Origin of the sequence: Pyxidicoccus xibeiensis (assembly GCF_024198175.1) — a bacterium.
Classification (GTDB): domain Bacteria; phylum Myxococcota; class Myxococcia; order Myxococcales; family Myxococcaceae; genus Myxococcus; species Myxococcus xibeiensis.
The window spans coordinates 1,147,527-1,170,150 of sequence record NZ_JAJVKV010000001.1 but is presented as its reverse complement, the minus strand read 5'-3'; the positions used below and the strand labels follow the sequence as shown (position 1 = coordinate 1,170,150).

Genomic DNA, 22,624 nt, shown 5'->3' with positions numbered 1-22,624 from the left:
CCTGGGTGGGCTCATGACGCGGCTCCTGGTGGACCGGGGCCCGGAGGGCCTGACACCTGGGTGGGCTCATGACGCGGCTCCTGGCGGATCGGGGCCCGGAAGCCTGACACCCGGGTGGACTCATGACGCGGCCCCTGGCGTATCGGGGCCCGGAGGGCCTGACACCCGGGTGGGCTCATGACGCGGCCCCTGGCGTATCGGGGCCCGGAGGGCCTGACACCCGGGTGGGTTCATGACGCGGCCCCTGGCGTATCGGGGCCCGGAGGGCCTGACACCCGGGTGGGCTCATGGCGCGACCTGCCCGCCTCAGCGTGCCGCGCCACCCCCGGACCTGCCCGGTCGTCCGCGGTCGGCATGTCAGCCCCACCCGGTAGGAAGGTGCTGGCGGAAGGAACGTTCCTTCCGCGGGCGGGTCGGTCCGGGGGTGGGCAGATGATCATGGAGCTGTACCAGCAGTTCGTGGCCACGCGGATGGAGGAGGCGGCGGCGGTGATGGCGCAGCGCGGCTACGAGAACACCTCGGCCGCGGAGCTGGCGCGGGTGATGCGCATGTCGGTGGGCTCGCTGTACCGGCGCTACGGCAGCAAGCGCGGCTGTGCGCTGGCCATTCGGGACTTCTCCGAGGACGAGCTGTGCCGGTATGCGCGCTACGAGTTCCAGATGGCCAGCACGGACGAGGGCGCGGGCTTCCGCGAGGGCTTCTTCGCCCTCTGGCGGCTACTGGCCAACTACGTACTGCGGACGCCCGGAGTCTTCAGCTTTGTCTTCCTGCACGCCCACCCGGAGGCGGGGCCGGACGACGAGCGAGGCTGGCGGGTGCGAGACCTGGTCCGGGAAGTCGTCAGCCAGGGCGAGCGTGACGGAGCGCTGGAGCAGGGTTCCACGATGGCGAGGACGTGCCTGGTGTGGGGCGCGCTGGCGGAGCTGGGGCGGGTGGCGATGAGGTGGGAAGGCGCAGTGACGGAAGAGGACGTGCTCGCGTCGGCGGAGGCGCTCTGGCGGGCGCTGGGGCCCAGGGAGGAGTCGGCGCCCCGGGGGCCCGGCGGGATGCCGCCTCCAGACGGCGGGGAGGCTTCGGAGGACGCTCCCGACAGCGGTTCCGCGGCTACCTCGGTTGACGATGCGGCGCCTCGCGCTCCAGGCGCTCCAACCGTGGATTCGACAACCTTCGAAGCGCCGATGGAGGGCAGTACCCGGGCGGGGGCCACGATTGAAGACGCATGGTCTTGCACTCCAGTCACTCCACCGATGGCGGCTTCGAATGAGAACCGTGAACCCCGAGCGACGGTTCCTCGCCTCGACTCAGGGGCCCTTGAGTCTCCACATCAGCAGCACGCCCACGACGAGCGCAATCACCAGCCCCACCAGGGCCCACCCGAGAATGGAGCACCCGGGCGTCGCCTTCGAGACGACGGGCAGCTTCTGCGTCTTCAGCTCCTCCACCGCCTGGGCGAGCTGGACGGCGTCGTAGGACACCGCCTCCCCGGCCCGAAGCTTCCTGCCGATGGACTCCAGCTCGCCCCCCGGGAAGAACCGGTCCGTGAGGAGCAGGCTCTTGGCCTGCAGCTCCCGGTCCGTGCCGTGCGCGGCCGGGTCGAGACCACAGCGGGCGCAGGGCGTGAACGCGCCCACCTTCGACTCGCCGCAACGGACGCAGACTGCCAGGGTCATGCCCGCAGCGTACTCCGAACCGGGCGGCCCGCACCTGCGCCCCGTGTCACGGCGCCAGGTGGCTCAGGTGCTGCCAGAGGCTGGCGAGGCAGCTCGTCATCGCCGTCCGGCTCGACGCGAGCTTGTGCGCCGGGTCCCACGTCAGCGTGCTGCCCGGCATGGTCGGTGCCGTCGCGGACACGCTCGTCACCCAGGTGGCTTCGGGGAGCCCCGCTCACGCGCGCCGTGCACGAGCGCCCGGAGTGCCGCGGGCGGCAGGCGCTTCCGCCTCGCGGCCCGACATCCGCCGCAGCTCCGCGTTGCCCAGCACCAGCTGGGTGAGGCGCGAGCGGGAGATGCGCAGCGCGGAGGCGGTGGCGACGATGTTGCCGCCGTTCTCCACCAGGCTCTGGGCAATGCACTGGCGCTGCACCTCCGTGAGGAAGTCCTTCAGCGAGCCGCCGTGCTGGCGGAACAGGCCGTGGAGGTCGGTGACCCCCGCGGAGACGGGGCGCTGCTCGGCGCACTCCAGCGCCCGCTGGAGCAGCGGCGCCAGGACCGCGGCGCCGATGGCCGGCGTGTCCGAGAGGACGTCCGCCGCGCGCACCGTGTTGTGCAGCTCGCGGATGTTGCCGGGCCACGGGTGGGAGCGCAGGAGGCGCTTGGCCTCGGCGGTGAAGGAGCGGGGCGGGCCGCCGCGCTCCAGGGCCGCCTGCTGGAGGAACCAGGTGGCCAGCAGCAGCACGTCCCCGTCGCGCTCTCGCAGCGGGGGCAGCTCCACCTGGATGCCGTTGAGCCGGAAGAAGAGGTCCTGCCGGAACTCGCCCGCGCGCACCGCCTTCGCCAGGTCCCGGTTGGAGGCGGCGACGACGCGCACGTCCACGCGCACCTCCTCGGTGCCGCCGACGCGCTGGAACGCGCGCTCCTGCAGCGCGCGCAGCAGGGCGGCCTGGCCTCGCGGGCTGATGTCTGCGACCTCGTCCAGGAAGAGGGTGCCGCCGTGGGCCTGCTCGAAGCGCCCGCGCTGGCGCGTCATGGCGCCGGTGAAGGCGCCGCGCTCGTGGCCGAAGAGGTCCGACAGCAGCAGCTCGTCGTTGATGGCGGCGCAGTTCACCCCCACGAAGGGGCCACTGGCACGGCGGGACAAGTCATGGATGGCGCGCGCCGCCAGCTCCTTGCCCACGCCTGTCTCTCCGAACAGCAGCACGCTGGCGTCGGAGCCCGCCACCCGGCGCAGCTGGTCCAGCACGGCGCGGAAGGCGGGCGAGCCTCCACGCAGGTACTCCGGCGCGGAGACGTCCTCCCCGGGCGCCTCGCCCAGGAGGGCCAGGAGCTGGGGCCGGTCATACGCGCGCCGGAAGCGGTGCAGGGCCTCCGCCGGGAGCTGCCCTCCGAGCTGCCGCCACTCGTCTCGCGCGGCCTGCTGCGCGCGCCGGCGCTGGGCCTCGCTGCCGGCCTCCTCGGCGAGCTGGAGCGCCAGCATCCGGGCCCGCAGGGCGAAGTCGTGGGCGCGCAGGCGCTCGGGGTAGGCCTCCGCGCGCCGGAGCGCCCGCCTCGCCCGGGCCGCGTCGCCGTTGGCCAGGGCCACGCGAGCATCCAGCAGGTGCAGCCGCGCGGGCTCGGTGGAGCGGTTGCGCAGGTAGAGGCCCCGGGCCAGCGCGTCCAGCACCTGCGCCGCCTCCTTCGCCCGGCCCAGCGCGAGCAGCACCTCCACGCGCAGCCAGCCGGCGGGCAGGGTGTGCAGCTCCTCGCGCCCGGAGCCCTCCGCGTCCGTCAGGGCGTCCAGCGTCTCCAGCGCGTCCTCCCACTCACCGCGCGCGCACCGCACGTGGGCGCGGCCCAGGCCGATGGCCCGCCGCCCCGAGGCCGTGTCCTGCGCGAGCGACGTGAGTTCCGCCAGCTTGCGCTCGGCCTCGGCGGTGTCTCCGACGAAGCAGTCCGCGGCGATGGCCTGCGGGTATGCGCGCAGCTGCTGGAAGGGGATGTCCAGCCCCGGCAGCGCGCGCGTGAGGGCGGCCTGGGCCTCCAGCGGGCGTCCCTCCTTCGCGTAGGCGAGGCCCAGGCCGAGCAGCGCCACCGACTCGAAGGGCACGTCGCCGCGCAGCAGCTCCAGGGCCGCGAGGCCGAGCTGGATGGCGGCGGTGTTCTGCTCCGCGCGCCGGGCGAGCGTGGCGAAGGCCACCTTGGCCAGGCCCACCAGGTCCCCCAGCCCGGCGGCGCGGGCCTGCAGCTCCACGGTGGTGAAGAGCCGGCGCGCGAGCTTCTCGTCGCCCGCGTCCATCGTCACGCGCCCGTCCAGCACCGTGAGCATCAGCCGCGAGAAGGTGTCCTCGGGCGCGGACAGGTGGCGGCAGGCCTCGCGCGCGTAGGCGATGCCCGCGTCCCGGAGTCCCGCGTCGATGAGGAACTGGAAGTGCGTGGGGGCCAGGAAGTTCTGGGCAGGCGACACCCGCCCGGCGAGCCCTTCCGGCCCGAGCGCCCAGGCCACCAGCGCGCGCCCCGACTCCGGACGGCCCACTCGCATCAGCACGTGTGCCGCCACGGACAGCAGCGCGCCGGCCCAGCGGTCCTGCTCGCCCCAGGCGCGGAAGTCCCAGGGCGAGGGCATAGGTGCTTCCTGGGGGGACTCCAGCGCATGGCGCAGGCCCTCCACCATTCCCGCGGTGCGCCCCTCTGCGGCTCCGAGGTGGCGCAGCCCTTCGCCCAGCGGCTCCGCCGCCAGCGTCAGCAGCAGCGCTTCGTCGGGAGCGGACGCCAGCTTCGCGACGCGTGCGAGGGTGGCTCGCACCTCGGGGACCTCGAGCTGGTTGATGGCCATGTCCAGCGTGGCCGGGCCCGCGGGTGCCAGCTCGCCGCCGGGGCGCAGCATGCACAGGCCCGCCTCGCAGGCGAGCTCGGCGCCCTCCTGGAAGGACTCGCCAAGCTCCGCCACCAGCAGGGTCAGCGGCACCGGGCGGGGCAGGGCACAGGCCACCAGGACGGCCAGCCGGCGACGGCGCGCGGCCTCACGTCGCTCGGGATGCAGCAGTGAGGCGAGTGTTTCGTCGGGAGAGACGGGCATGTCCCGGAAGCGTCGCGCCAAGCGTGCCGGGTCAGCAAGACACCCACCCGGTGCGCCACGGGCTCGGCGCACCGGGAGTGGAATGGTGCAGTGCGGTCATTGCTCGCGCTGCCACTGGGTGGGCGGGCTGTCGTGGAGCGAACCGGCTGGAGTCCGCTGTGCGCCCCCGGCCGCGCCGAGGTCAGTCGTTGGCGGCGCCCGCGAGAATCCACGAGCGCACCCGGACGATGAGGCCCGGGTTGTTGTCGAAGTACGTCGCGTTGTTGCGAGGCATCCGGTTGCCACACGCCGTGCCCTCCAGCTTCCGGACCAGCACCGAGTCGTCCGGCGCGCCCGGCGTCACCCGCTTGAGGGTGTTGCATGCGGCGTTGTTCGCGTTGACGTTGACCAGGTTGGAGTAGCTGCTGGCCGCCGCAAGGCTGAGGCCGCCGCTGGCACCATGGCAGCCCGTGCAGGGCGTCGAGGTCCACACCGGCTGGATGTCCGCGGTGTAGCGCGGCACCGTCACCGGGACTGTCACCGTCCGGACCACGGGGGCGCTCTGCCCATCCGTGACGCTCACGCTCACCGTGAAGGTCGTCTGCGTGCCCACGGCGGGCGAGTACCACTGCGCGCTGCTTCCGGTGCGCGCGCCCACCCAGGTGCCCTGCGTAGCGGGCGACGTCTGCTCCCAGGCGTAGGTGAGGGCATCGCCATCCGCGTCGCTCGCCGTAATCGAGAAGGTGCCGGTGGTGCCCGCGAGCAGCGAGGCCGGCGCGGTGATGGTGGCGGCCACCGTGGGCGGCCGGTTCTGCTGCTGCTGCTGCTGCACGTTCACGTCGACGGAGCCCTGCACGCTGCCGCCCTTGCCGTCGGAGACGGTGACTTGCAGCGTGAAGGTGCCGCCGGTGGCCGGAGCCGTCCACGTGGGGCTCGCGACGGTGGTGCTGCTGAAGGTACCCGCGGGCGACGCCGGAGCCTGGGCCCAGGCGTAGCTGAGCGTGTCACCCTCCGGGTCCGTGGCAGCGAGCGTCAGGGTGAGGACGTCGCCAGGGGCTGCCTGCGCGTCAGACACGGTGGGGCCGGTGAGCGAAGGGGGCTTGTTGGCCGGGGGCATCGGCTCGTTGTCGTCGCCACAGGCGGAACCCATGAGGGCGGTGACGACGAGGAGGAGCGACGCGAGCCACGGCTGTATCCGAAGGGGCATGACCGGGTTTCCTGGGGGTGGGGAGCCGGTGACCCTAGAACAGTGTCTCGTGTGACAGGTGTATCGAAGATGGCGGTGACGCTCCGTCGCGGCCCTCCTCGGGTGATGCCAACGAAGTTTTCGTGTGGGCCCGGCCATGGGGCGGCTCACTCCGCGCCGGCGCGCTCCCTCCAGCGTCGAACGAAGGTGTGACCCAGTGCCAGCAGCACCGGAAGGAGCGCGCCCCCCGTGAGCGCGCCCCAAGTGCCCACCCACCCGGGTGCCGGCCCAGGCTTCTCCCAGGGGCCAGCCCAGCCACATGCCACCGCCGGCCAGGAGGCCGAAGAGGCAGCCGACGCTCTCGTCCGTCCGGTACGCCACGCGCCCCGGCCCCACGCCTGCGGCGAGCGCCACTGCTGCTCCCGCGGCCGCGTGTCCCGGCCCCGCGTCCAGAAGCGACTGCACGTGGGGAAGCGACATCGCCGCCCAGCCGCAGACGAACAGCGCGCGGCCTTGCATCCCATGGCCGCCGAAGCCCGTGGGCTCACTCATATGCAGCGGATGCGCGGCGGGTGGAGGCTGCCTCCCAGGCGCAGGCGCCACGCACCACCCACGCACGGAGCGTGCACTGCTGGAGGAAGAGGACGCTCCCCATCAGCAGGAGCCACGCGCCGCCGCCGACATTGCCCAAGCCGCCCGAGGAGCACCCGAAGCCGATGGGCTCATCCGGCACCGGTACGGTGGTGGGGCGCCGCACGGTCACCTGGAAGGTGCGCTCAGCGGTGAGTCCCGCCTCGTCCCGGGCGGTGGCCGTCACGGGTGTGGTGCCCTGCGGGAAGACGCTACCGGAAGCGTGGCTGTAGGTCAGCCGCGGCGAGGTCGTCACGCCGTCGCTGGCCGTCGCGGGCGTGAAGGTGACGGCGGCACCCTCGGCCTCCAACGACTTGACGGCCACATCCGCGGGGCAGGTGACGGAGGGCGGCGTGGTGTCCCGCACCGTGACAGAGAAGGTGCAGGAGGACGCGTTGTCCGCCGAGGGCTTCGACATCTGGATGCTCTTCGTCGCCGGTGTGAGCGCCCTGGACTGGACGGACTTCGAGAAGGACGACAAGGAGTCGCTCGTGGCAAGCCCCATCACCCGCCATGGCCGCGCGACACCCTTGGTGTGGATGACGCTGGTGAAGTCTGCGTCTGCCGGCAACGCACAGCTCGCCGAGGGCTCGGTGCTCCAACGGATGCGGGAGCTCACTATCGCTCACACCCGAGAACGCATCGGGCTTGGGGCGGCGTCTGCCGCGGGTGGTAGACTGATGCCGCTGACAGGGGCCTTGGATGTCTGTCGAGGCGCGCTCGCTGCTCCTCATGCCAAACCTAGAGATTCTCACCCGGTTCGGGGCCGTCGACCTGGTTTCCATGGACAAAGACGGCCGGGAACTTCTGGTCGTCTGCGTGGCCGGTCGCTTTGCCCTGCCTGCGGGAGGCCAATCGTTCTCGCAGGCCCCGTTGCGGACCGACGAGCAACTCCCGCCGCCGACCTCGGATGCGTATTGGGGCGAGCCGGGGAAATCGAGCCTCCGGGTCGAGGGGCAGAATGCCTACATCCGCCAGGGAACCGACATCTACATCTCCGGGCATGCCTGGGCTCCTCGGGGGCGTCCCGTGAAGGAGGTGCTCGCGGCGGCACGCGTGGGCCCCTGTCAGAAAGGGGTGAGGGTCTTTGGAGATCGAGTCTGGGCTCGTGGGCTCGTGGGAGGGCGTGCATCCGAACCCCGGCCTTTCGAGTCGATGCCACTCGTCTACGAGCGGAGCTTCGGAGGCGCGGCCACGGCCCCCGAGGGGGAGCCCGCCAGGTACGAGGCGCGTAATCCCGTGGGGCGTGGCTACTACCGGTCGACTCGCGATGCTTTGGATCAGCCACTCCCCAACCTGGAGGAGCCGTCTCGCTTGCTCTCCTCGCCCACAGACCGGGTCATGCCCGCCGGATTCGGGCCCATTGCTCGAGGGTGGCAGCCGCGTTTGGGGTTTGGTGGCACCTATGGCCAGGCCTGGGTCGACGAACGTGCGCCCCTGTGGCCGCTCGACTTCGATGTACGTTTCTTCAATGCCGCAGCGCCGGGGCTGGTTTCCCCAACATGGTTGAGAGGTGGGGAGGATGTCGTGCTCTCGGGATTCTCTCCTGATGGGCGGATTGCCTTCCCCCTGCCGTGCCATCGGCTGGCCTTGAAGGTGGTATTCCGCCGCCGTGTCGTTCGACGTTTGATGGTACTCGACGCGGTCCACCTTGACACGGATGAGCGAACCCTCACGCTCGTATGGCGTTCCGCCGTCCCCGCGCATCGGGAGCTTCAGGAGCACGTCCGCAGCGTGGTGCGTGAGCTTGAGCCCTGGGAGGAGGTCACGTCATGAGTGTCGGGACCTCTTCCGAGAGCGAACTCGCGATTACGGGCCTTGGGCTCTGTACCCCACTCGGTCTGACCGCCCGGGCAACACAGGCGGAGATGTTCGCCGGCACGGTTCGATTCGTACAAACAGAGGTGACGGACTTCGACGGCGAGCTGCTCCGGGCCTCTCGGCTCGCCTTGCTTGGGTCTGGCTCCACCCGAACGGAGCGGATGGTCTCGCTCGCGGCAACCGCGCTCCAGGACTGCATCCAGACTGCAACCGTTCCGATGGGCGAGCGGCTCCCGCTGCTGCTCGCGCTACCCTCCCCGGAGAGCGGAGCCTTGTTGGATGAGGCGCGGCTCATGGATGTGCTTGCCCGGACGCGGATGCCCGCTCGGGTGGAGTTGATGCTCGAGCCGCCGTCACGAGAAGGCCGTGCGGGTTTCTTCCACGCGCTCGCTCGCGCAGCGGAGCAATTGCGGTCCCAACGCGTGACGCAGGTGCTGGTCGGTGCCGTGGACTCGGTTGTGGATCGGAGCTCGCTGGAGTGGCTGCGCAATCGCGGACGAGTGCTGACGGCAGGGCGCGAAGGCGTTCTTCCGGGAGAAGGGGCTGGCTTCCTGCTGCTGTCCCTTGCGAGCCGGATGGGCAGGAAGAGCCCGGTATTGGGCCGGGTGCTTTCCCATGCGCTGACTCGGGAGCCCCGGCATTTCAACCAGCGCGAGCCCTGCCTGGGCGCGGGGCTGACCGAGGCCTTTCGCAGGCTCCGGCTTCACCCCGTGGCGGGCTCACAGCGGGTGGACCATGTCATGGTGGGCCAGACGGGCGAGGCTTTCTGGGCGCACGAGTTCAACCTCGCCTATCTCCGCAATGCGGCGCTCATGCCAGAGCCGCTCACCGTGAGCCTCGTGGCCGAGACTCTGGGCGACGTGGGGGCGAGTGCTGGGGCCATTCAGCTCGGGAGCGCTCTTCACAGGATGTCCCGGTTGGCGCGGACACGCAGAGCTCCGGCACGGGCCTTGGTCTACGCTGGCGCGGATGACGGTCAGATTGGTACGTGCGTCGTCGAGGTGGACAAATGAGCAAGGTTTTCGCGAATGGTCGCTCCATCGCGCACAAAGGTGACGGGCAGACGAACACCTGCGCGGTGCCGGACGTGTGCAAGACGCCTTCCCCCGCCGGGCCCGTGCCAGTGCCCTACGTGAACGTGGCGCAGGACAGCAACCTTGCTCAGGGCAGCACGTCGGTTCAGATTGCCGGCAACGCCGTGGCACTCAAGGACTCGAACCTGAGCACCAGCTCGGGGGACGAGCCGGGATCGGCGGGTGGGCTCATCTCCTCGAAGAACAAGGGGAAGATGACATGGGGCAGCTTCAGTCTGGACGTGAAGTTCGAAGGGAAAGGAGTCGTCCGCTTCCTTGATGCAACCCAGCACAACGGCAACACGTTCAACTCGGCCTTCATCCAGATGGGAGGCACGGGCTTCGCCTACGGTGACGACCCCGTGGAGGGCTCGAATGTCTGTCCGCTCTGCGATGAGGACAAGGCAACGCATCGAATCCTCGAAACGCCGAGCTCGCTCGCGCTCGGCATGATGCTGCTCGCGAAGATGGAGGAGGTGCGAGCCAAGCAACAACACCTCCAGATAATCAAAGCTCGCGGCGGCTACATGATCGGCGTGCTCTCATGCAAGTGCGGCCAGAAGCTCTTCGTGGCCATGTCCGGGCAAGAGGTCCTCCCAGGCTTCGCCGAGGCGGTCGACAAGTTGAAGAAGGAAGACAGTCGCTGGACGCTCTGCGGCAACGTGGATCTCAGTCAGATGCGCAATGGCAACGGCCTCATCCCGAACAGCGCGGCGTTCTTCACCGATGCCAGCCGGATCGGCGCACGCTCGAACGCTCCCGGCATGTGCGCGGCCCCCAAGCTGCTCCAGGATGCGCAGAAGGCGGGACATCGTCCGGGCGAAATGACGGAGATCTTCTACTTCCCGCCAGAGACCCGGACCGGGAAGCGGAAGAACGCAGCGAGCGAGGTGGAGGTCACCTTTCAAAGAACCGTGGAAGGAGAAACGAACCAGGTCATGGAGAAGTTCACTCACGGGCAGACCGTGCCCTCGTGCGCGACCTGTCAGATCCAGCTCACCCCCATGCTCTGCTCGAATCAGGACCCCTGCTCATGAGACCCGAAGTCATGACCGACGCGCTCATCGCATTCATCGAGCGGTTCGACCCTGCGTTCTCCTCGAAGCTCCAGGGAGCGTCCGACGAGGAGATTGCCCGGCTCGAAGCGTTGGTGGGACGGTCATTGCCCCCTGTGTACCGAGACTTCCTGCGACGGATGGGGAAGGGGATGGGCGATTTCCAGGTTCCTCGTGTCAGCTTCGACATCGAGCGGATTTCCGGGGTGTACGAGGACGAGGACCGGCCTCCTGCCCGATACCAGCTGGTCGCGGTGGAGGAGCAGGATCCATACTTCGACTTCTATCTCGATCTCGAATGGGCCTCGGGTCCGGACTTCGGCGTGGTCCGGTTCGAGAGCTTCGGGGACCTGACCCAGAAGACCGTCTCTCGCTGGGCCCTGTCGTTCCATGAACTGCTGTTGGCACTCGCCTGCCTGTACAAGTGGTTGCCAACATTCCCGGCGCGTACGGGCTTGCTCCTCTCGTCGGCCAAGCTTACGAGCATGAAACAACCCGGAGCCGCATTGCCCCAGCTTCTGGAGCAGGTCGCGACCCGGCTCGGGTTCCAGAAGGTCCCCCAGTCTTCACGGCACTGCCTGCTGCTCGAGCGAGGGGATGCGGCCATCTTCTGTGAGGTCAGCCCCAGGGGAGGCCCCTTCATCGAGGCCGCAGCCGCTGACAAGGCCGAGCTCGCACGGCTCAGTGAAATCCTTCGGGACAGCTTGCCGCTCGTCTAGGTCTCCACCTTGAATCTGCTCGCTCATCCCTCTGCTGCTGATTTCCTCCGTGGGTTCCAGGAAGAGCACCTCTCCGAACTCGAATTCCTGTTGGGGCAGCGGCAAAGGCGCCTGCGTGAGCCGGCACTCTCCTGGCGTGACGCGGAATCCGTCGAGACTCGCATCGAAGGCCATCTGGAGGCGATGCGGGCAGGGGGGCCGGTCGCGGTCTCCATCGCATCCGAGGCGCTCTCGGGAGGTGATGTCAGCCTGATTCCCGCCGCCTTGTTCTCTCTTGCTTCTCTGGCGCCAGAGGCCCTCGCCCCGGATGCACTCCCTGCACCCAAAGAGGAGTGGCCCGAGTTCCTCTCGAGCTGGGAGGGTGCCCTGGTCCTGGCGGACCACCCAGGCATCCCCGCGTTCCTGACACGCGTGCTGCTCAATGACAGGCCTGAGGTCCGCGCGGCGGCAGCCCGGGCACTGGGAAGGAGGCGAGATAAGGAGGGACCTGCGCTCGTGCCACTGCTCGATGACGCCGCCATGGAGGTGCGAAGTGCCGCGGCACTCTCTCTCGCGAAGTGTGCGCACCAGCCCGTCTTGCCGACGCTCGAACGGATGCTGCATGTGCCATCCGAGCTCGCTCTGCTGCAGTTCCAGGCCGCACTGCTGCTCGGGTCTCGCCACGCATTCGAGCTGTGCCGTGGTGTGTGCGAGCAGGGGGGCGCACCTGCTGCTTTCATCGAGCTCTTCGCCATGGCGGGGGGGGAACATGGGCTCCCCGTGCTGCTGCGGCTCAGCACCGTCGCAGCGTCGACCGCGCCCGCGCTGGCGGCCATGGGGATTGTCGGCAACGGTGGCTCGATTCCGCAGCTCATCGAGCATCTGTCGGATGGCGAGTCAGTCGCTCAGGCGGCGGCATCCGCGCTTCAGCTCATCACGGGAGCAGGACTCACCCGGAAGGTGAGCGTGCCGGCTCCCGATGATGAAGACGAGCCAGCGACCGAGATGGAGATGCCCAGCATTGACCCTGTCGAATGGAACCGATGGTGGGGGCTGCACCAGGGTCGCTTCGGCTCCGGCCGATATCGTGCGGGCAAGCCCCTGGTCATGTGGAGCATCGTCGAGGAGCTCGCGGAGCCTCGTAGCTCCCTGGTGGTGCGCACGCGGGCAGGTCTGGAATTCACGCTGCGTTCCGGCCAGCGATTGGACTTCGAGCCGGACTGGCCCATCGCACGCCAGCGGGCGGTAATCGCCGGGCTTGGAAACCGCCGTGAGCACTTGCAGCAGCGGCTTCGCTAGTGCGCGCCGCAGCGTGAAGCGACAGGGCCCGGAAAGCGCGCCTCTGCGCCTCAGCCCAGCGTGACGCCGTGCCCCGGTGCGTCCGGGTCGAAGTCCAGCCGCGCGCCGTCGTAGCGGATGCCGCCGCGGAACGGGTGCTTCGCGATGAACAGCGGCGTGTCCAGGTCCGCGTAGGTGAAGCCGCCCAGGCCCGCGGCCAGGTGCGCGGATGCGCTCATGGCCAGCACGCTCTCCACCATGCCGCCCACCATCAGCTCCATGCCCGCCGCGCGCGCCAGGCTCCACATCGTCAGCGCTTCCACCACGCCGCACTTCATCGTCTTGATGTTGATGGCGTGCGCCGCGCCCTCGCGGATGAGCCGCAGCACGTCCTTCGCCGAGCGCGCCGACTCGTCCGCGCACACCGGCACCTTCGAGCGCCTGGCCACCTCCGCCATCCCCGCCACGTCCGCCGCCGGCACCGGCTGCTCCAGCAGCGCCAGCGGCACACCCGCCCGCTCCAGCTCCTTCAGGAAGGCCAGCGACTCCGCCACGTCGTAGCCCCCGTTCGCATCCGCGAAGAGCCGCGCCCGGGGCGCCACCTCGTGGATGGCCAGCATCCGCGCCGCGTCCTCGCCTGGCGACAGCGCCCCCACCTTCACCTTCAGCGTGGAGATGCCTCGCGCGAGGATGGCCTTCGCGGACTCGCGCGCGTGCGGCACGTCGCCCGCCGTCACCGTCATGTCGATTTCCAGCTCCGTCCCCGCGCCGCCCAGCAGCACGTACAGCGGGACGCGGTGGTGCCGCGCCAGCGCGTCCAGCAGCGCCGTCTCCACCGCGCACCGGGCCGACGGCGCCAGCGCCAGCGCGTCTCCCAGCCACTCCGACACCGGGCGCCACGCGCGCGCGTCCTTCCCCAGCAGCCCCGCGCGCACCGACTCCAGCGCCGCCAGCGTGCTGCCCTGCGTCTCGCCGCTGACGGCGGTGAAGGGCGCCGCCTCGCCCAGGCCCACCGTGCCGTCCGTCAGCGTGACTCGCACCAGCACGTTCTCCGCGACATGCTGCGCGCCCGTGGCGATGGCGAAGGGCTCCGTGAGGGGCAGGTGCAGCGGCTCGAAGGCGACGGCGGCGATGAGCGTGGGCGTCATGGCGGGGCTCCCACCCTAATCCGTGCTGTGCGGGCTCCGGCCGGGAATCTCCTCTCCGGGGCCGTGCACACACCTGACAGGTAGTGTGGGACCCATCCCCCGCGCCCATGGCTTGAGAATGCCGCGCGTTCATGGCGACATACGGCCCCCGCCGCGGGCCCGAGACTCCCCGGGACTGACGGCGGGAAGGCCTCCAGGCCGCGCGGAGGCCCGGAGCGGGCGGCGAATGTCGGTGACGGACTCATCCCAGATGGCCCCTGCTCCGGGAGCGGACACCCTGCTCGCGGCACTCGAGGAGGCGGAGCGCCACCAGCCCGAGGGCTGCATGGTGCTGCGCGCCGTGCGCGACGCCGCCGGCACCATCACCGACTTCGAGTGGCTGTGGGCCAACCCCGCCGCCGCGCACGCACTGGGCCGGACGCCGGAGGGCCTGCGCGGGCGGAGGCTGACGGAGATGTCGCCGGACGCCGGGCTGGGCGGCCGGGTGGACGTGCTGCGGCAGGTGGTGGAGACGGGCCGGCCCACGGCGGACAGCTTCCCGGAAGGTGAAGCGTGGCTGCAGGGCACGGCGGTGCCGCTGCGCGACGGGGTGCTCTTGCGCCTGCGCGACGTCACCAGCGCCCTGCGCGTGGAGGAGGGCGTGCGCGACACGCTGGCCTGGGTGCGCGACGTGCTGGAGGGCACCCCGGACGCCTTCTTCACCCTGGACGCGGACTGGCGCGTCACCTACGTCAACCACCAGGCCGCCGCCATCAGCGGGCGCTCGCCGGAGCAGCTCTTCCGCCGCGTGCTGTGGGAGGCCTGTCCGGAGCTGCTGGGCACCCGCTTCGAGCGCGAGCTGCGCCGCGTGGCCACCGACGGCGCGGCGACGACGTTCGAGGTGCGCATCGCCCCGGGCCGCTGGCACGAGGTGCACGCCTGGTGCGCCAACGGCAACCTGTCCGTCTTCGGCACCGACATCACCGACAAGAAGCGCGTGGAGGCCGAGCGCGACATGCTGCTGGCCCGCGAGCACTCCGGCCGCCTGGAGGCCGAGGCCCTCGTGCGCGAGCGCACCCAGGCGCTGGTGGACGCGCGCGAGCGGCTGGTGCAGTCGGAGAAGCTGGCCATGGCCGGGCAGCTCGCGGCCGGCGTGGGCCACGAAATCAACAACCCGCTGTCCTATGTCACCGGCAACCTCCAGTTCGCGCTGGAGCAGCTGGAGCACGCCCTGCACAAGCCCGGGGACACCGCGGCGCTACAGGACGCGCTGGAGGCGCTGCAGGAGGCGAAGGAGGGGGCCGAGCGCATCCGCGTCACCGTGAGGGACTTGCAGACGTTCGCCCGCGCGGACGAGCCGCACCTGTCCCCGGTGGACGTGCACGCGGCGCTGGAGTTCGGCCTGTCCATGGCCATGCCGCAGCTGCGCTACCGCGCCCAGGTGGAGCGCCACTTCGGCAGCGTGCCCACCGTCATGGCGCACGAGGCGCGGCTGGGGCAGGTGTTCCTCCAGCTGCTCGTCAACGCCGCGTACGCCATCCCCGAAGGCGACGCCGTCCACCACCGCGTCATCCTCACCACGCGCAGCGAGGGCCCGTGGGTGGTGGTGGAGGTGACGGACACCGGCCACGGCATGGCGCCGGAGGTGCTGGAGCGCGCCTTCGAGCCGTTCTTCACCACGCGCCCGGTGGGCACCGGCGCGGGGCTGGGCCTGTCCACCGCGCTGGGGCTGGTGCGCAGCATGCGCGGAGAGCTGACGGCCATCAGCACCCCCGGCGGCGGCAGCACCTTCCACGTGCGGCTGCCCACCACGCACGAGGTGGCCCTGGCCGTGGACCCGGGGACGGCGGAGGACGCGGCCGAGCGCAAGCGGGTGCTGGTGGTGGACGACGAGCCGCAGCTGGCCTCCGTCATGCGCCGCATCCTCGGCGGGCGGCATGACGTGGTGCTGGTGCACAGCGGGCGCGAGGCGCTGGAGTTGCTGGCGCGCGACGACGCCTTCGACCTCATCTTCTGCGACTTGATGATGGGGGATTTGACGGGGATGGACGTGCACGCGGAGCTGGCCCGCTGCCAGCCGGAGCTGCTGCACCGCTTCGTCTTCATGACGGGCGGCAGCTTCACCGAGCGCGCCCGCTCCTTCCTCCAGACGGTGCCGCTGCCGCGAATCGAGAAGCCCTTCGAGCCGGGCACCCTGCGCGCGCTGGTGGAGGGCGCGCCGCCACGCGCCGGAGCCGTGAGGCCCGCGGCGCGCGCGGCGGAAGGGGAGTGACTACAGCTTCACTTCGTCCCGCTCGGGCAGGGTGATGTAGCCGCTGCCGGCCGCCACCAGCTTCGCCATCAGCTTGTCCATGCCGTTGGAGCGGGCGAAGGCCATCTCGTTCTTCGTGGCGCCCACCAGCGTAATCAGCTGCACCTTGCCGCTGGGCAGCACGAAGTGGTCCGGGCGGGACGGGTCCCTGACGAACACGAAGCCGCCCAGCTTGGACTCACCGCCGTCCAGCGAGCCCTCCACCGGGTAGCGGTGGCCCATGGCGAAGGCGCGCAGGCACACGAGGTTGTAGGCCATCATGTCCAGCAGGCGGAACACCGGCCACTTCGCCTCCTCGGGCGTGTGGATGACCATCTCGTAGCCCAGCCCGCTGGGCGCGTCGTCCGGGAACTCCTCGCCGGGCGCCACGGTGAAGGGGTTGGACAGGCCGCTGGTGACATAGGTCCAGTACGGGTAGTCCTTGCTCGGCGGCGCCACGCGCACGCCCATCGGTTCCCAGTTCGGGTCCGGCTCCTGCACCTGCGCCAGCTCACTCTCCATCCACGCTTGAATGGCGTCCGTCTGGTCGAGCGTGAAGACGCCTTCGTCGATGGCGCCGAACATCTTGGGGTACTCGACCTCATCACGGTCCGCCCAGCAGTCCTCGTACCATTGGATGAAGTCTTCAGTCGTCTCCGGGGCTTTCATAGCGAGGACACTCTACGGGCTCACCCCGGTTTCACAACTTCAAGAAAGGGGGGGACCCCCTTCGGGCTGACAGTCCGGCGCGGGTGTTCAGGTACCGGTAGCCCCCCCGGAGGCCGGGCGGGCGGCCAGGGGCCAGGGCTTCAGGCCGCAGATGCGCTCGGCCTCCTCCACGGCCGGGGCCAGCCGGGAGTGCTCGCGGCGGAGGAAGCCCCGCACGGCGCCGTCCAGGGTGGGGTCGAAGAGGAGGTGGGCGCTGTGGACGGCGGTGGGCTCGAAGCCGCGGGAGACCTTGTGCTCGCCGCCGGCGCCGGGCTCGAAGACCTTGCGGCCGGCGCGGATGCAGTCCTCCACCGAGTGGTACAGGCAGACGTGGAAGTGGAGGAAGGGGTGCTCCTCGAAGGCGCCCCAGTAGCGGCCATAGAGCCGCTCGCGGGTGGCGAGGTTGAAGGCGCCGGCAATGATTTTGCCGCCACGGGAGGCTTCCACCATCTCCACCGCGTCCGGCAGGTGCTTGAAGACGCGGGCGAAGAAGTCGGGGGTGAGCTGAATCTGGCCCCAGGCGTGGCGCTCGCAGGTGGAGGTGTAGAAGCCGTAGGCGCGCTTCGCGTGGGCCGGGGTGAGCTCGGCGCCGCGCACGGTGTGCAGGGAGATGCCCTGGGGGGCGGCGGCGCCGCGCTCGCGCTTGAGCTGGTTGCGGCGCTTGGAGTCGAACCGGGAGAGGTAGTCGTCGTAGCTCTGGTAGCCCGGGTTCTTCCAGTGGAACTGGAGGGTGATGCGGCGGGCCAGGCCCTCGGCCTCGAGGAAGTCCGCCTCTTCGCCGGTGGGGTAGAGGACGTGGACGGAGGAGCAGCCGGACTCGCGGGCGCTCTCGGTGGCGGCGGTGAGCAGCGCGCGGCGCAGGGCGGTGACGTCCTCGCCGGCGGCGATGAGGAAGCGGGGGACGGTGGCGGGGGAGAGGGGGCCGCCGACGACGAGCTTCGGGTAGTACTCGACGCCCAGGCGGGCAGCGGCGTCGGCCCAGCCGAAGTCGTAGATGTACTCGCCCATGCTGTGGAACTTGCGATAGGCGGGCGCGGCCGCGACGAGCTTCTGGCCGCGCCAGAGCGTCAGGTGGTGCGGGGCCCAGCCAGTTTCCTCGGTGGCGCTGCCGCTCTCCTCCATGGCCTCCAGCCAGGCGTGGCGGATGAAGGGCGGCGCATCGGGGCCACAGAGCGCGTCCCAGGCGGCGGCCGGGACGTCTGTCACTGCTTCGAGGATGCGGAGGCGGAGGCGGAGCGGGGTGTCAGCGGGCACGGGGGCACATCTAACGCGCCCCTCGCGCGCTTGCCGCTGGTTGCTTGCCTGCTTCTAGAGTGGCCAGGGCGCCGCCAGCCTCCGAGCCCCGTCAGGCGGCCTGGGCGCGGCCTGGCTCCGAGCCCCGTCAGGCTGCTTGGGCGCGGCCTGCCGCCAAGCCCGTCAGGCCGCTTGGGCGTGGCCTGTGTCGCGCACGGCCTCTCGCGGCTCCGGCCAGACGGCGCGCTGCGGGGTGGCGATGCGGATGACGCCCAGCTTCGCCAGCACGCGCATCACCTGCCACGTGGGGTCCACCTCGAACCTGCGGGCCGCGAAGTTGGGGCTGCTGCCGAACTTGTGGTGGTTGTTCTGGAACAGCTCCCCCATGCACAAGAGCTCGACGGGCAGCGTGTTGCGCGACTTGTCCGCGCTGTTGAAGTTCCGGTACCCGTACTTGTGCCCGCACCAGTTCACGATGGCCCCGTGCACCGGCCCCATCAGGAAGTGGACGGGCAGCAGCAGGAACTGCCAGGGCGACGTCGCGAAGGCCACGTAGAACGCCGTGTACGCGCCCACCCAGCCCAGCGTGGCCAGCCAGGACGTGCGCAGCGTGGTGTCCACCAGCGGCCACTCCGGATAACCGCCCAGGAAGCGGGCCTCGGGCTGCCCGCGGCCGGCCGCGTAGTCCTCGTAGCGCTTCTTGGTGTGCATCATCATCCGCGCCACGTCCGTGAAGAAGTGCGGCGAGTGCGGGTCCTTCTCCGTGTCGGAGAACGCGTGGTGCTCGCGGTGCAGGATGGCATACGCCCGGGGCGACAGGTACGAGGAGCCCTGCACCAGGTAGGTCAGCAGGTGCATCACCCGCTCCGTGCGTGGACCCATGGTGTACATGCGGTGCGCGGCGTAGCGATGCTGGAAGAAGCTCTGGAAGAAGACACAGAGCACCCAGTGCGACACGAAGAAGATGAGGACGGCCATGATTCGAATAAACACCCCGCATGTCATGGCCGCGTCATGAGCCCGGGCATGCCCGCGGCAACCGGACAGGCGGGCAGGCCCCGACTTCAGGACTCCATCAGTTGAACGCGGCGCGGCGGCGCATGACGCGTGATGCCGTGACACCGGCTCGGGTAGTTGGAGCCGCGAGCAACCCATCAGCAGGAGCGTGAGCGTGGAGCGGACGGACATCGTCAGGCTGGACAAGGGGCACGTCTGGCATCCGTACACCGCCATGGAGGCGTACATCGCGCAGACGGACCCGCTCGTCGTCGTGCGCTCGGAGGGGCCGTACTTCTTCGACGCCGATGGCACCCGGTACCTCGACGCCAATGGCTCCTGGTGGGTGTCCACCCTGGGACACCGGCACCCACGCCTGGTGCGCGCGCTCACCGAGCAGGCAGGGCGGCTTCCCCATGTGTCCCTCGCGGGTGTCACCCACGAGCCCGCCGCGGCGCTTGCGTCGGAGCTGGCCGCCATCGCTCCCGGCGCGGACCGGGCCGGGCTCCCCGCCTCCGAGCGGCTGGGCCACGTGTTCTATTCGGACAACGGCAGCACGGCGGTGGAGGTGGCCATCAAGATGGCCGCCCAGTACTGGGCGCAGAACGGGCGCCCCCGCCGCACGCGCTTCATCACGCTCTCCGGGGCCTTCCACGGGGAGACCCTCGGCGCCACCAGCGTGGGCGGCGTGCCCCTGTTCCGGGAGGTGTTCGGCCCGCTGCTGTTCGACGTGGTGCACGTGCCCGCTCCGTCGGACGAGGGTGGCTGGGAGCGCGCCTTCGCCCAGGTCCAGGCCGCGCTGCGCGCGCACCCGGACGAGATTGCCGGCGTCATCCTCGAGCCCGTGCTCCAGGGCGCGGCGGGCATGTTGATGTCCTCGCCGGACTTCGTGCGCGCGGTGCGTGAGGCCACCCGCGAGGTGGACACCTTCCTCATCGCCGACGAGGTCTTCACCGGCCTGGGCCGCACCGGCGCGCGCTTCGCGGTGGACCTGGCCGGCGTGGTGCCGGACCTGCTGTGTCTCGCGAAGGCGCTCTCCGGCGGGCTCCTGCCCTTCGGCGCCACGCTGGCCTCGGAGCGGTTGTTCTCCGGCTTCCTGGGCGCGCCGCAGCGGGCCTTCTATTACGGGCACTCGTACTGCGGGAACCCGCTGGGCGCGGCGGTGGCTCGCGAGGTGCTCGCCATCTACCGCGACGAGGACGTGCTCGGACAGGTGGCTCGCAAGGCGCCCCGCATCCGCGCCGCGTTCGAGCGGATGGCGGCCACGATTCCCGGGCTGGAACGCCCGCGGGCGCTCGGCATGGTGGGCGCGGTGGACCTGGGCGGTGGCGGCTACCTCGCTCGCGGCGGCTGGCGCGTGTACGAGGCGGCGCGGCGCCGGGGGCTCTACCTGCGGCCGCTCGGTGACACCGTGTACATCGCTCCCGCGCTCAACATCCCGGATGAGGCGCTGGAGGAGCTGCTGGCGGGCGTGGAGGCGTCCCTGCGCGAGGTGGCCGGGAGCTGAGCGGGGGCCGACCGCCGGGTCCACTTCGCGGACGGGGCCTGCCAGCAGGACTCGCCAGCATCCTGCATGGGGCGGTCTTGCGAGGCCGGTCCGAGCGCCACCGGAGGCTTGCTGTTCGGAAATGTCGGGACATTTCGCGGCGCAAAACCCCCGACATTTCCGAACAGTGCCGACCCGGTGCGCTTCTGGGCGGCTCCCCGGAGCACGCTGTCACTGGCACGGGTGCAGACGTGTCTCTCCCGAGGACGGAGCTCCTGCTCCATGCCGGACCGGGGCGTTGGTAGGGGCCCTCTCGCATGGCCGGCGTCTCCACCGGACGGGCCTCAATGCACTGGCGGGGCCTGACGGCCATGACTCTCGGCGCCTTCGGGCGGCCTCGCCTCCCGACGGGCCCGTAGCGCTCGCACCGTCACCAGCAGTACCAGCCCGAGCGCCGCGGCGATGGCCAGCCCGTGCTCCACCCGCCCCAGCCCGTGCGCCACCCGGTCCACGCTGTGCGAGAAGACGTAGCCGAGCCCCACCACCACCGGCACGCTCACGCACAGGGCCAGGACATCCCACAGCAGGAAGCGCCGCAGCGGCATGCCCTGCACCGCCGCCATGGCGAACACCGCCCCGCGCAGCACCGACAGGAAGCGCCCACCGAAGACCACCCACCCTCCATGCCGCGAGTAGAGCTTCGCCAGCCGCTCGCGGCGCTCTGGAGGTAGCAGGCCGCGCAGGCGCCGGTGCTCGTACAGCTTCGGCCCCAGCCGCCGCGCGGTGAGGAACAGGGCCAGGTCGCCACAGAGCACCCCGGCCAGGGCCAGCCCCAGCGCCAGCGGCAGGGGAAGCACGCCCTGGTGCGCGAGGATGCCAGTGGCCAGCAGCACCAGGTCCTCGGGAATCGGCACGCCCACGCCCCCGGCAACGAGCGCCGCGAACAGCAGCGCCGCCGAGCCATGGGTGAGCAGCCACGGGAGCGGTCCGCCCGACATGCCTCGTCCCTCCCGTCATCCCGCGCCAGCAGGCGCGCGGCTCATGGAGAAGACCCACGAGGGGGCCGAGCGAGGCCCGCGGCGGAGCGTCACGTCGCACCCGGCGGAACACGGCTCAGGGCGGCGCGGCGCTCGTGGCGGAAGAGCAGCACCTCGCGGGTGATGATCTGCGCCGCCGCCGCGACGGGCACCGCCACCAGTGCGCCCACCACGCCCGCCAGCTCCGCGCAGAAGAGCACCGCCAGCAGCACGATGAGCGGGTTGACGTGCACCGTGCGCCGGAACACCAGCGGCGCCAGCACGTTGCCCTCGAGCTGCCCGTACAGCACGAACCACGTCAGCACCCCCAATGCCAGCCACATGCCCCCCGTCGCCCACGACAGCAGCGTGATGAAGGCCCCGGCAATCAGCGGCCCCGCGTAGGGCACCATGCTGGAGAAGCCGCTCGCGATGCCCAGCGGCAGGAAGTACGGCACCCCCATCACCGCCAGCACCAGGGTGGTGAGCGTGGCGTTGATGGCGCAGATGACCGTGAGCCCGGACAGGTAGCCGCCCGTGGCCCGGTACACGTTGCGCAGCACCCGCACGTAGCGCAGCCGGTGCTCCGGCCGGGACAGGTCCAGCAGCCGCTTCAACAGGCCCCCACCGAAGGCCAGCATGAACCCCACCAGGAAGAACACGGTGAGCGCGCCGCCCGCCAGCCCCACCGCCCCACCGATGGCGAGCATCACCAGGTCCGGCAGCGTCGTCCCCGTGGGCAACTGCGGCGTGGTCTCCTCCATCCGCCGCGTCCACCCCAGGTTGTGCAGCCGCTCGCTCGCCAGCCGGAACACGTGCGACTCGCGCAGCTCCCGCCACAGCTGCGGCCACTGCAGCACCAGCGCATCCACCTGTGCCACCGCGGCCGGCACCACCAGCAGCGCCAGCGCTCCCAGCACCAGCAGCAGCCCCAGCATCACCAGCACGATGGCCAGCATGCGCGGCAGCCGCTTGCGCTCCAGCCATGACACCGCGTGCTCCAGCGCCAGCGCCAGCAGCGCGGCAATGCCCGTCAGCGTGAGCGCCACCTGCGTGCGCATCACCAGCACCACGAGCGCCGCCACGGTCAGCACCGCGAAGCACACCGTGAACGCCGTCTTCAGCGTCACCTGTGAGCGCTGTCCCACTGTGTCGCGTTCCACCGTGCCCTCGCGCCCAGGCTCTCGCACCGTCTTCTCCGAGTGCGCCTCCTCGGGCGGGACGACCACCCTCCCTCACGTGCCGGGTCTCCGACGACCTGTGGGAGCTGTCGTTCCACCGCGACGATGCAAGGCGTTGCGGTGTCTGGAAGGTGACTCCCACCGAGGGAGATCCAC

18 protein-coding genes and 1 pseudogene are annotated in these 22,624 nt (G+C 70.8%); 8 read left to right on the top strand and 11 right to left on the bottom strand.

Annotated features, from left to right (window positions below):
• Window positions 1-177 precede the first annotated feature (177 nt).
• Window positions 178-597 (top strand): annotated as a pseudogene (locus LXT23_RS50600) (helix-turn-helix domain-containing protein); the annotation flags it as partial.
• 705 nt (window positions 598-1,302) lie between these two features.
• Here the strand turns inward: LXT23_RS50600 and LXT23_RS04705 are convergent.
• The 5 genes from LXT23_RS04705 to LXT23_RS04690 form a co-directional block, all read right to left on the bottom strand.
• Window positions 1,303-1,671 (bottom strand): hypothetical protein, encoded by a 369-nt coding sequence (locus LXT23_RS04705; protein WP_253978853.1) that lies wholly within the window; start codon window positions 1,669-1,671, stop codon window positions 1,303-1,305.
• A 46-nt stretch (window positions 1,672-1,717) separates the two neighbouring features.
• Window positions 1,718-1,852, bottom strand: a complete 135-nt coding sequence (locus LXT23_RS49545) for a hypothetical protein (protein ID WP_256560501.1) — start codon at window positions 1,850-1,852, stop codon at window positions 1,718-1,720.
• Between the two features lie 33 nt (window positions 1,853-1,885).
• Complete coding sequence (locus tag LXT23_RS04700; RefSeq protein WP_253978852.1) at window positions 1,886-4,711, bottom strand: sigma-54-dependent transcriptional regulator; 2,826 nt, start codon at window positions 4,709-4,711, stop codon at window positions 1,886-1,888.
• 181 nt (window positions 4,712-4,892) lie between these two features.
• Window positions 4,893-5,897, bottom strand: coding sequence for an Ig-like domain-containing protein (locus tag LXT23_RS04695; protein ID WP_253978851.1), 1,005 nt, complete (start codon window positions 5,895-5,897; stop codon window positions 4,893-4,895).
• A 523-nt stretch (window positions 5,898-6,420) separates the two neighbouring features.
• Complete coding sequence (locus LXT23_RS04690; RefSeq protein WP_253978850.1) at window positions 6,421-7,077, bottom strand: HYR domain-containing protein; 657 nt, start codon at window positions 7,075-7,077, stop codon at window positions 6,421-6,423.
• Window positions 7,078-7,208: 131 nt separating this feature from the next.
• On the opposite strand from LXT23_RS04690, the gene LXT23_RS04685 reads away from it, so the two are divergent.
• Genes LXT23_RS04685 through LXT23_RS04665 form a run of 5 tightly spaced genes read left to right on the top strand, consistent with a single transcriptional unit; the run spans window position 7,209 to window position 12,452 of the window.
• Window positions 7,209-8,282 carry a DUF2169 family type VI secretion system accessory protein gene (locus LXT23_RS04685; RefSeq protein WP_253978849.1) on the top strand — a complete coding sequence of 358 codons (1,074 nt, stop codon included), beginning with the start codon at window positions 7,209-7,211 and terminating at the stop codon, window positions 8,280-8,282.
• Window positions 8,279-9,340, top strand: a complete 1,062-nt coding sequence (locus LXT23_RS04680) for a 3-oxoacyl-ACP synthase (RefSeq protein WP_253978848.1) — start codon at window positions 8,279-8,281, stop codon at window positions 9,338-9,340. Before LXT23_RS04685 ends, LXT23_RS04680 begins: the two co-directional genes overlap by 4 nt.
• The gene (locus LXT23_RS04675) at window positions 9,337-10,437 is read left to right on the top strand and encodes a DUF4150 domain-containing protein (protein WP_253978847.1); all 1,101 of its coding nucleotides are present in this window, start codon (window positions 9,337-9,339) and stop codon (window positions 10,435-10,437) included. Before LXT23_RS04680 ends, LXT23_RS04675 begins: the two co-directional genes overlap by 4 nt.
• An 11-nt stretch (window positions 10,438-10,448) precedes the next feature.
• A complete protein-coding gene (locus LXT23_RS04670; RefSeq protein WP_253978846.1) occupies window positions 10,449-11,174 on the top strand; it encodes an SMI1/KNR4 family protein in 726 nt (241 codons plus the stop codon).
• A gap of 9 nt (window positions 11,175-11,183) precedes the next feature.
• Window positions 11,184-12,452: a HEAT repeat domain-containing protein gene (locus LXT23_RS04665; RefSeq protein WP_253978845.1), complete on the top strand. Its 1,269-nt coding sequence runs from the start codon at window positions 11,184-11,186 to the stop codon at window positions 12,450-12,452.
• Window positions 12,453-12,502: 50 nt separating this feature from the next.
• Here the strand turns inward: LXT23_RS04665 and LXT23_RS04660 are convergent, their stop codons facing one another.
• On the bottom strand, window positions 12,503-13,579 hold the full coding sequence (locus LXT23_RS04660; RefSeq protein ID WP_253978844.1) for a dipeptide epimerase: 1,077 nt from the start codon (window positions 13,577-13,579) through the stop codon (window positions 12,503-12,505).
• Window positions 13,580-13,805: 226 nt separating this feature from the next.
• Here LXT23_RS04660 and LXT23_RS04655 point away from each other — a divergent pair, with 226 nt between their 5' ends.
• Window positions 13,806-15,830 (top strand): hybrid sensor histidine kinase/response regulator, encoded by a 2,025-nt coding sequence (locus LXT23_RS04655; RefSeq protein WP_253978843.1) that lies wholly within the window; start codon window positions 13,806-13,808, stop codon window positions 15,828-15,830.
• On the opposite strand, the gene LXT23_RS04650 is transcribed toward LXT23_RS04655, so the two are convergent.
• The 3 genes from LXT23_RS04650 to LXT23_RS04640 form a co-directional block, all read right to left on the bottom strand.
• A complete protein-coding gene (locus LXT23_RS04650) occupies window positions 15,831-16,517 on the bottom strand; it encodes a suppressor of fused domain protein (protein ID WP_253978842.1) in 687 nt (228 codons plus the stop codon).
• An 87-nt stretch (window positions 16,518-16,604) separates the two neighbouring features.
• Window positions 16,605-17,810: a GNAT family N-acetyltransferase gene (locus tag LXT23_RS04645; protein WP_253978841.1), complete on the bottom strand. Its 1,206-nt coding sequence runs from the start codon at window positions 17,808-17,810 to the stop codon at window positions 16,605-16,607.
• A gap of 162 nt (window positions 17,811-17,972) precedes the next feature.
• Complete coding sequence (locus LXT23_RS04640; RefSeq protein ID WP_253978840.1) at window positions 17,973-18,767, bottom strand: acyl-CoA desaturase; 795 nt, start codon at window positions 18,765-18,767, stop codon at window positions 17,973-17,975.
• Window positions 18,768-18,960: 193 nt separating this feature from the next.
• Between LXT23_RS04640 and bioA the strand changes: the two genes are divergently transcribed.
• Entirely contained in the window at window positions 18,961-20,292 is a 1,332-nt protein-coding gene (bioA, locus tag LXT23_RS04635; RefSeq protein WP_253978839.1) for an adenosylmethionine--8-amino-7-oxononanoate transaminase, read from the top strand.
• 323 nt (window positions 20,293-20,615) lie between these two features.
• Here bioA and LXT23_RS04630 read toward each other — a convergent pair whose 3' ends face one another.
• Together LXT23_RS04630 and LXT23_RS04625 are read right to left on the bottom strand one after the other, a co-directional pair.
• Window positions 20,616-21,269, bottom strand: coding sequence for a DedA family protein (locus LXT23_RS04630; RefSeq protein WP_253978838.1), 654 nt, complete (start codon window positions 21,267-21,269; stop codon window positions 20,616-20,618).
• An 89-nt stretch (window positions 21,270-21,358) separates the two neighbouring features.
• Window positions 21,359-22,450 carry an AI-2E family transporter gene (locus LXT23_RS04625; RefSeq protein ID WP_253979525.1) on the bottom strand — a complete coding sequence of 364 codons (1,092 nt, stop codon included), beginning with the start codon at window positions 22,448-22,450 and terminating at the stop codon, window positions 21,359-21,361.
• Between the last annotated feature and the right edge of the window lie 174 nt (window positions 22,451-22,624).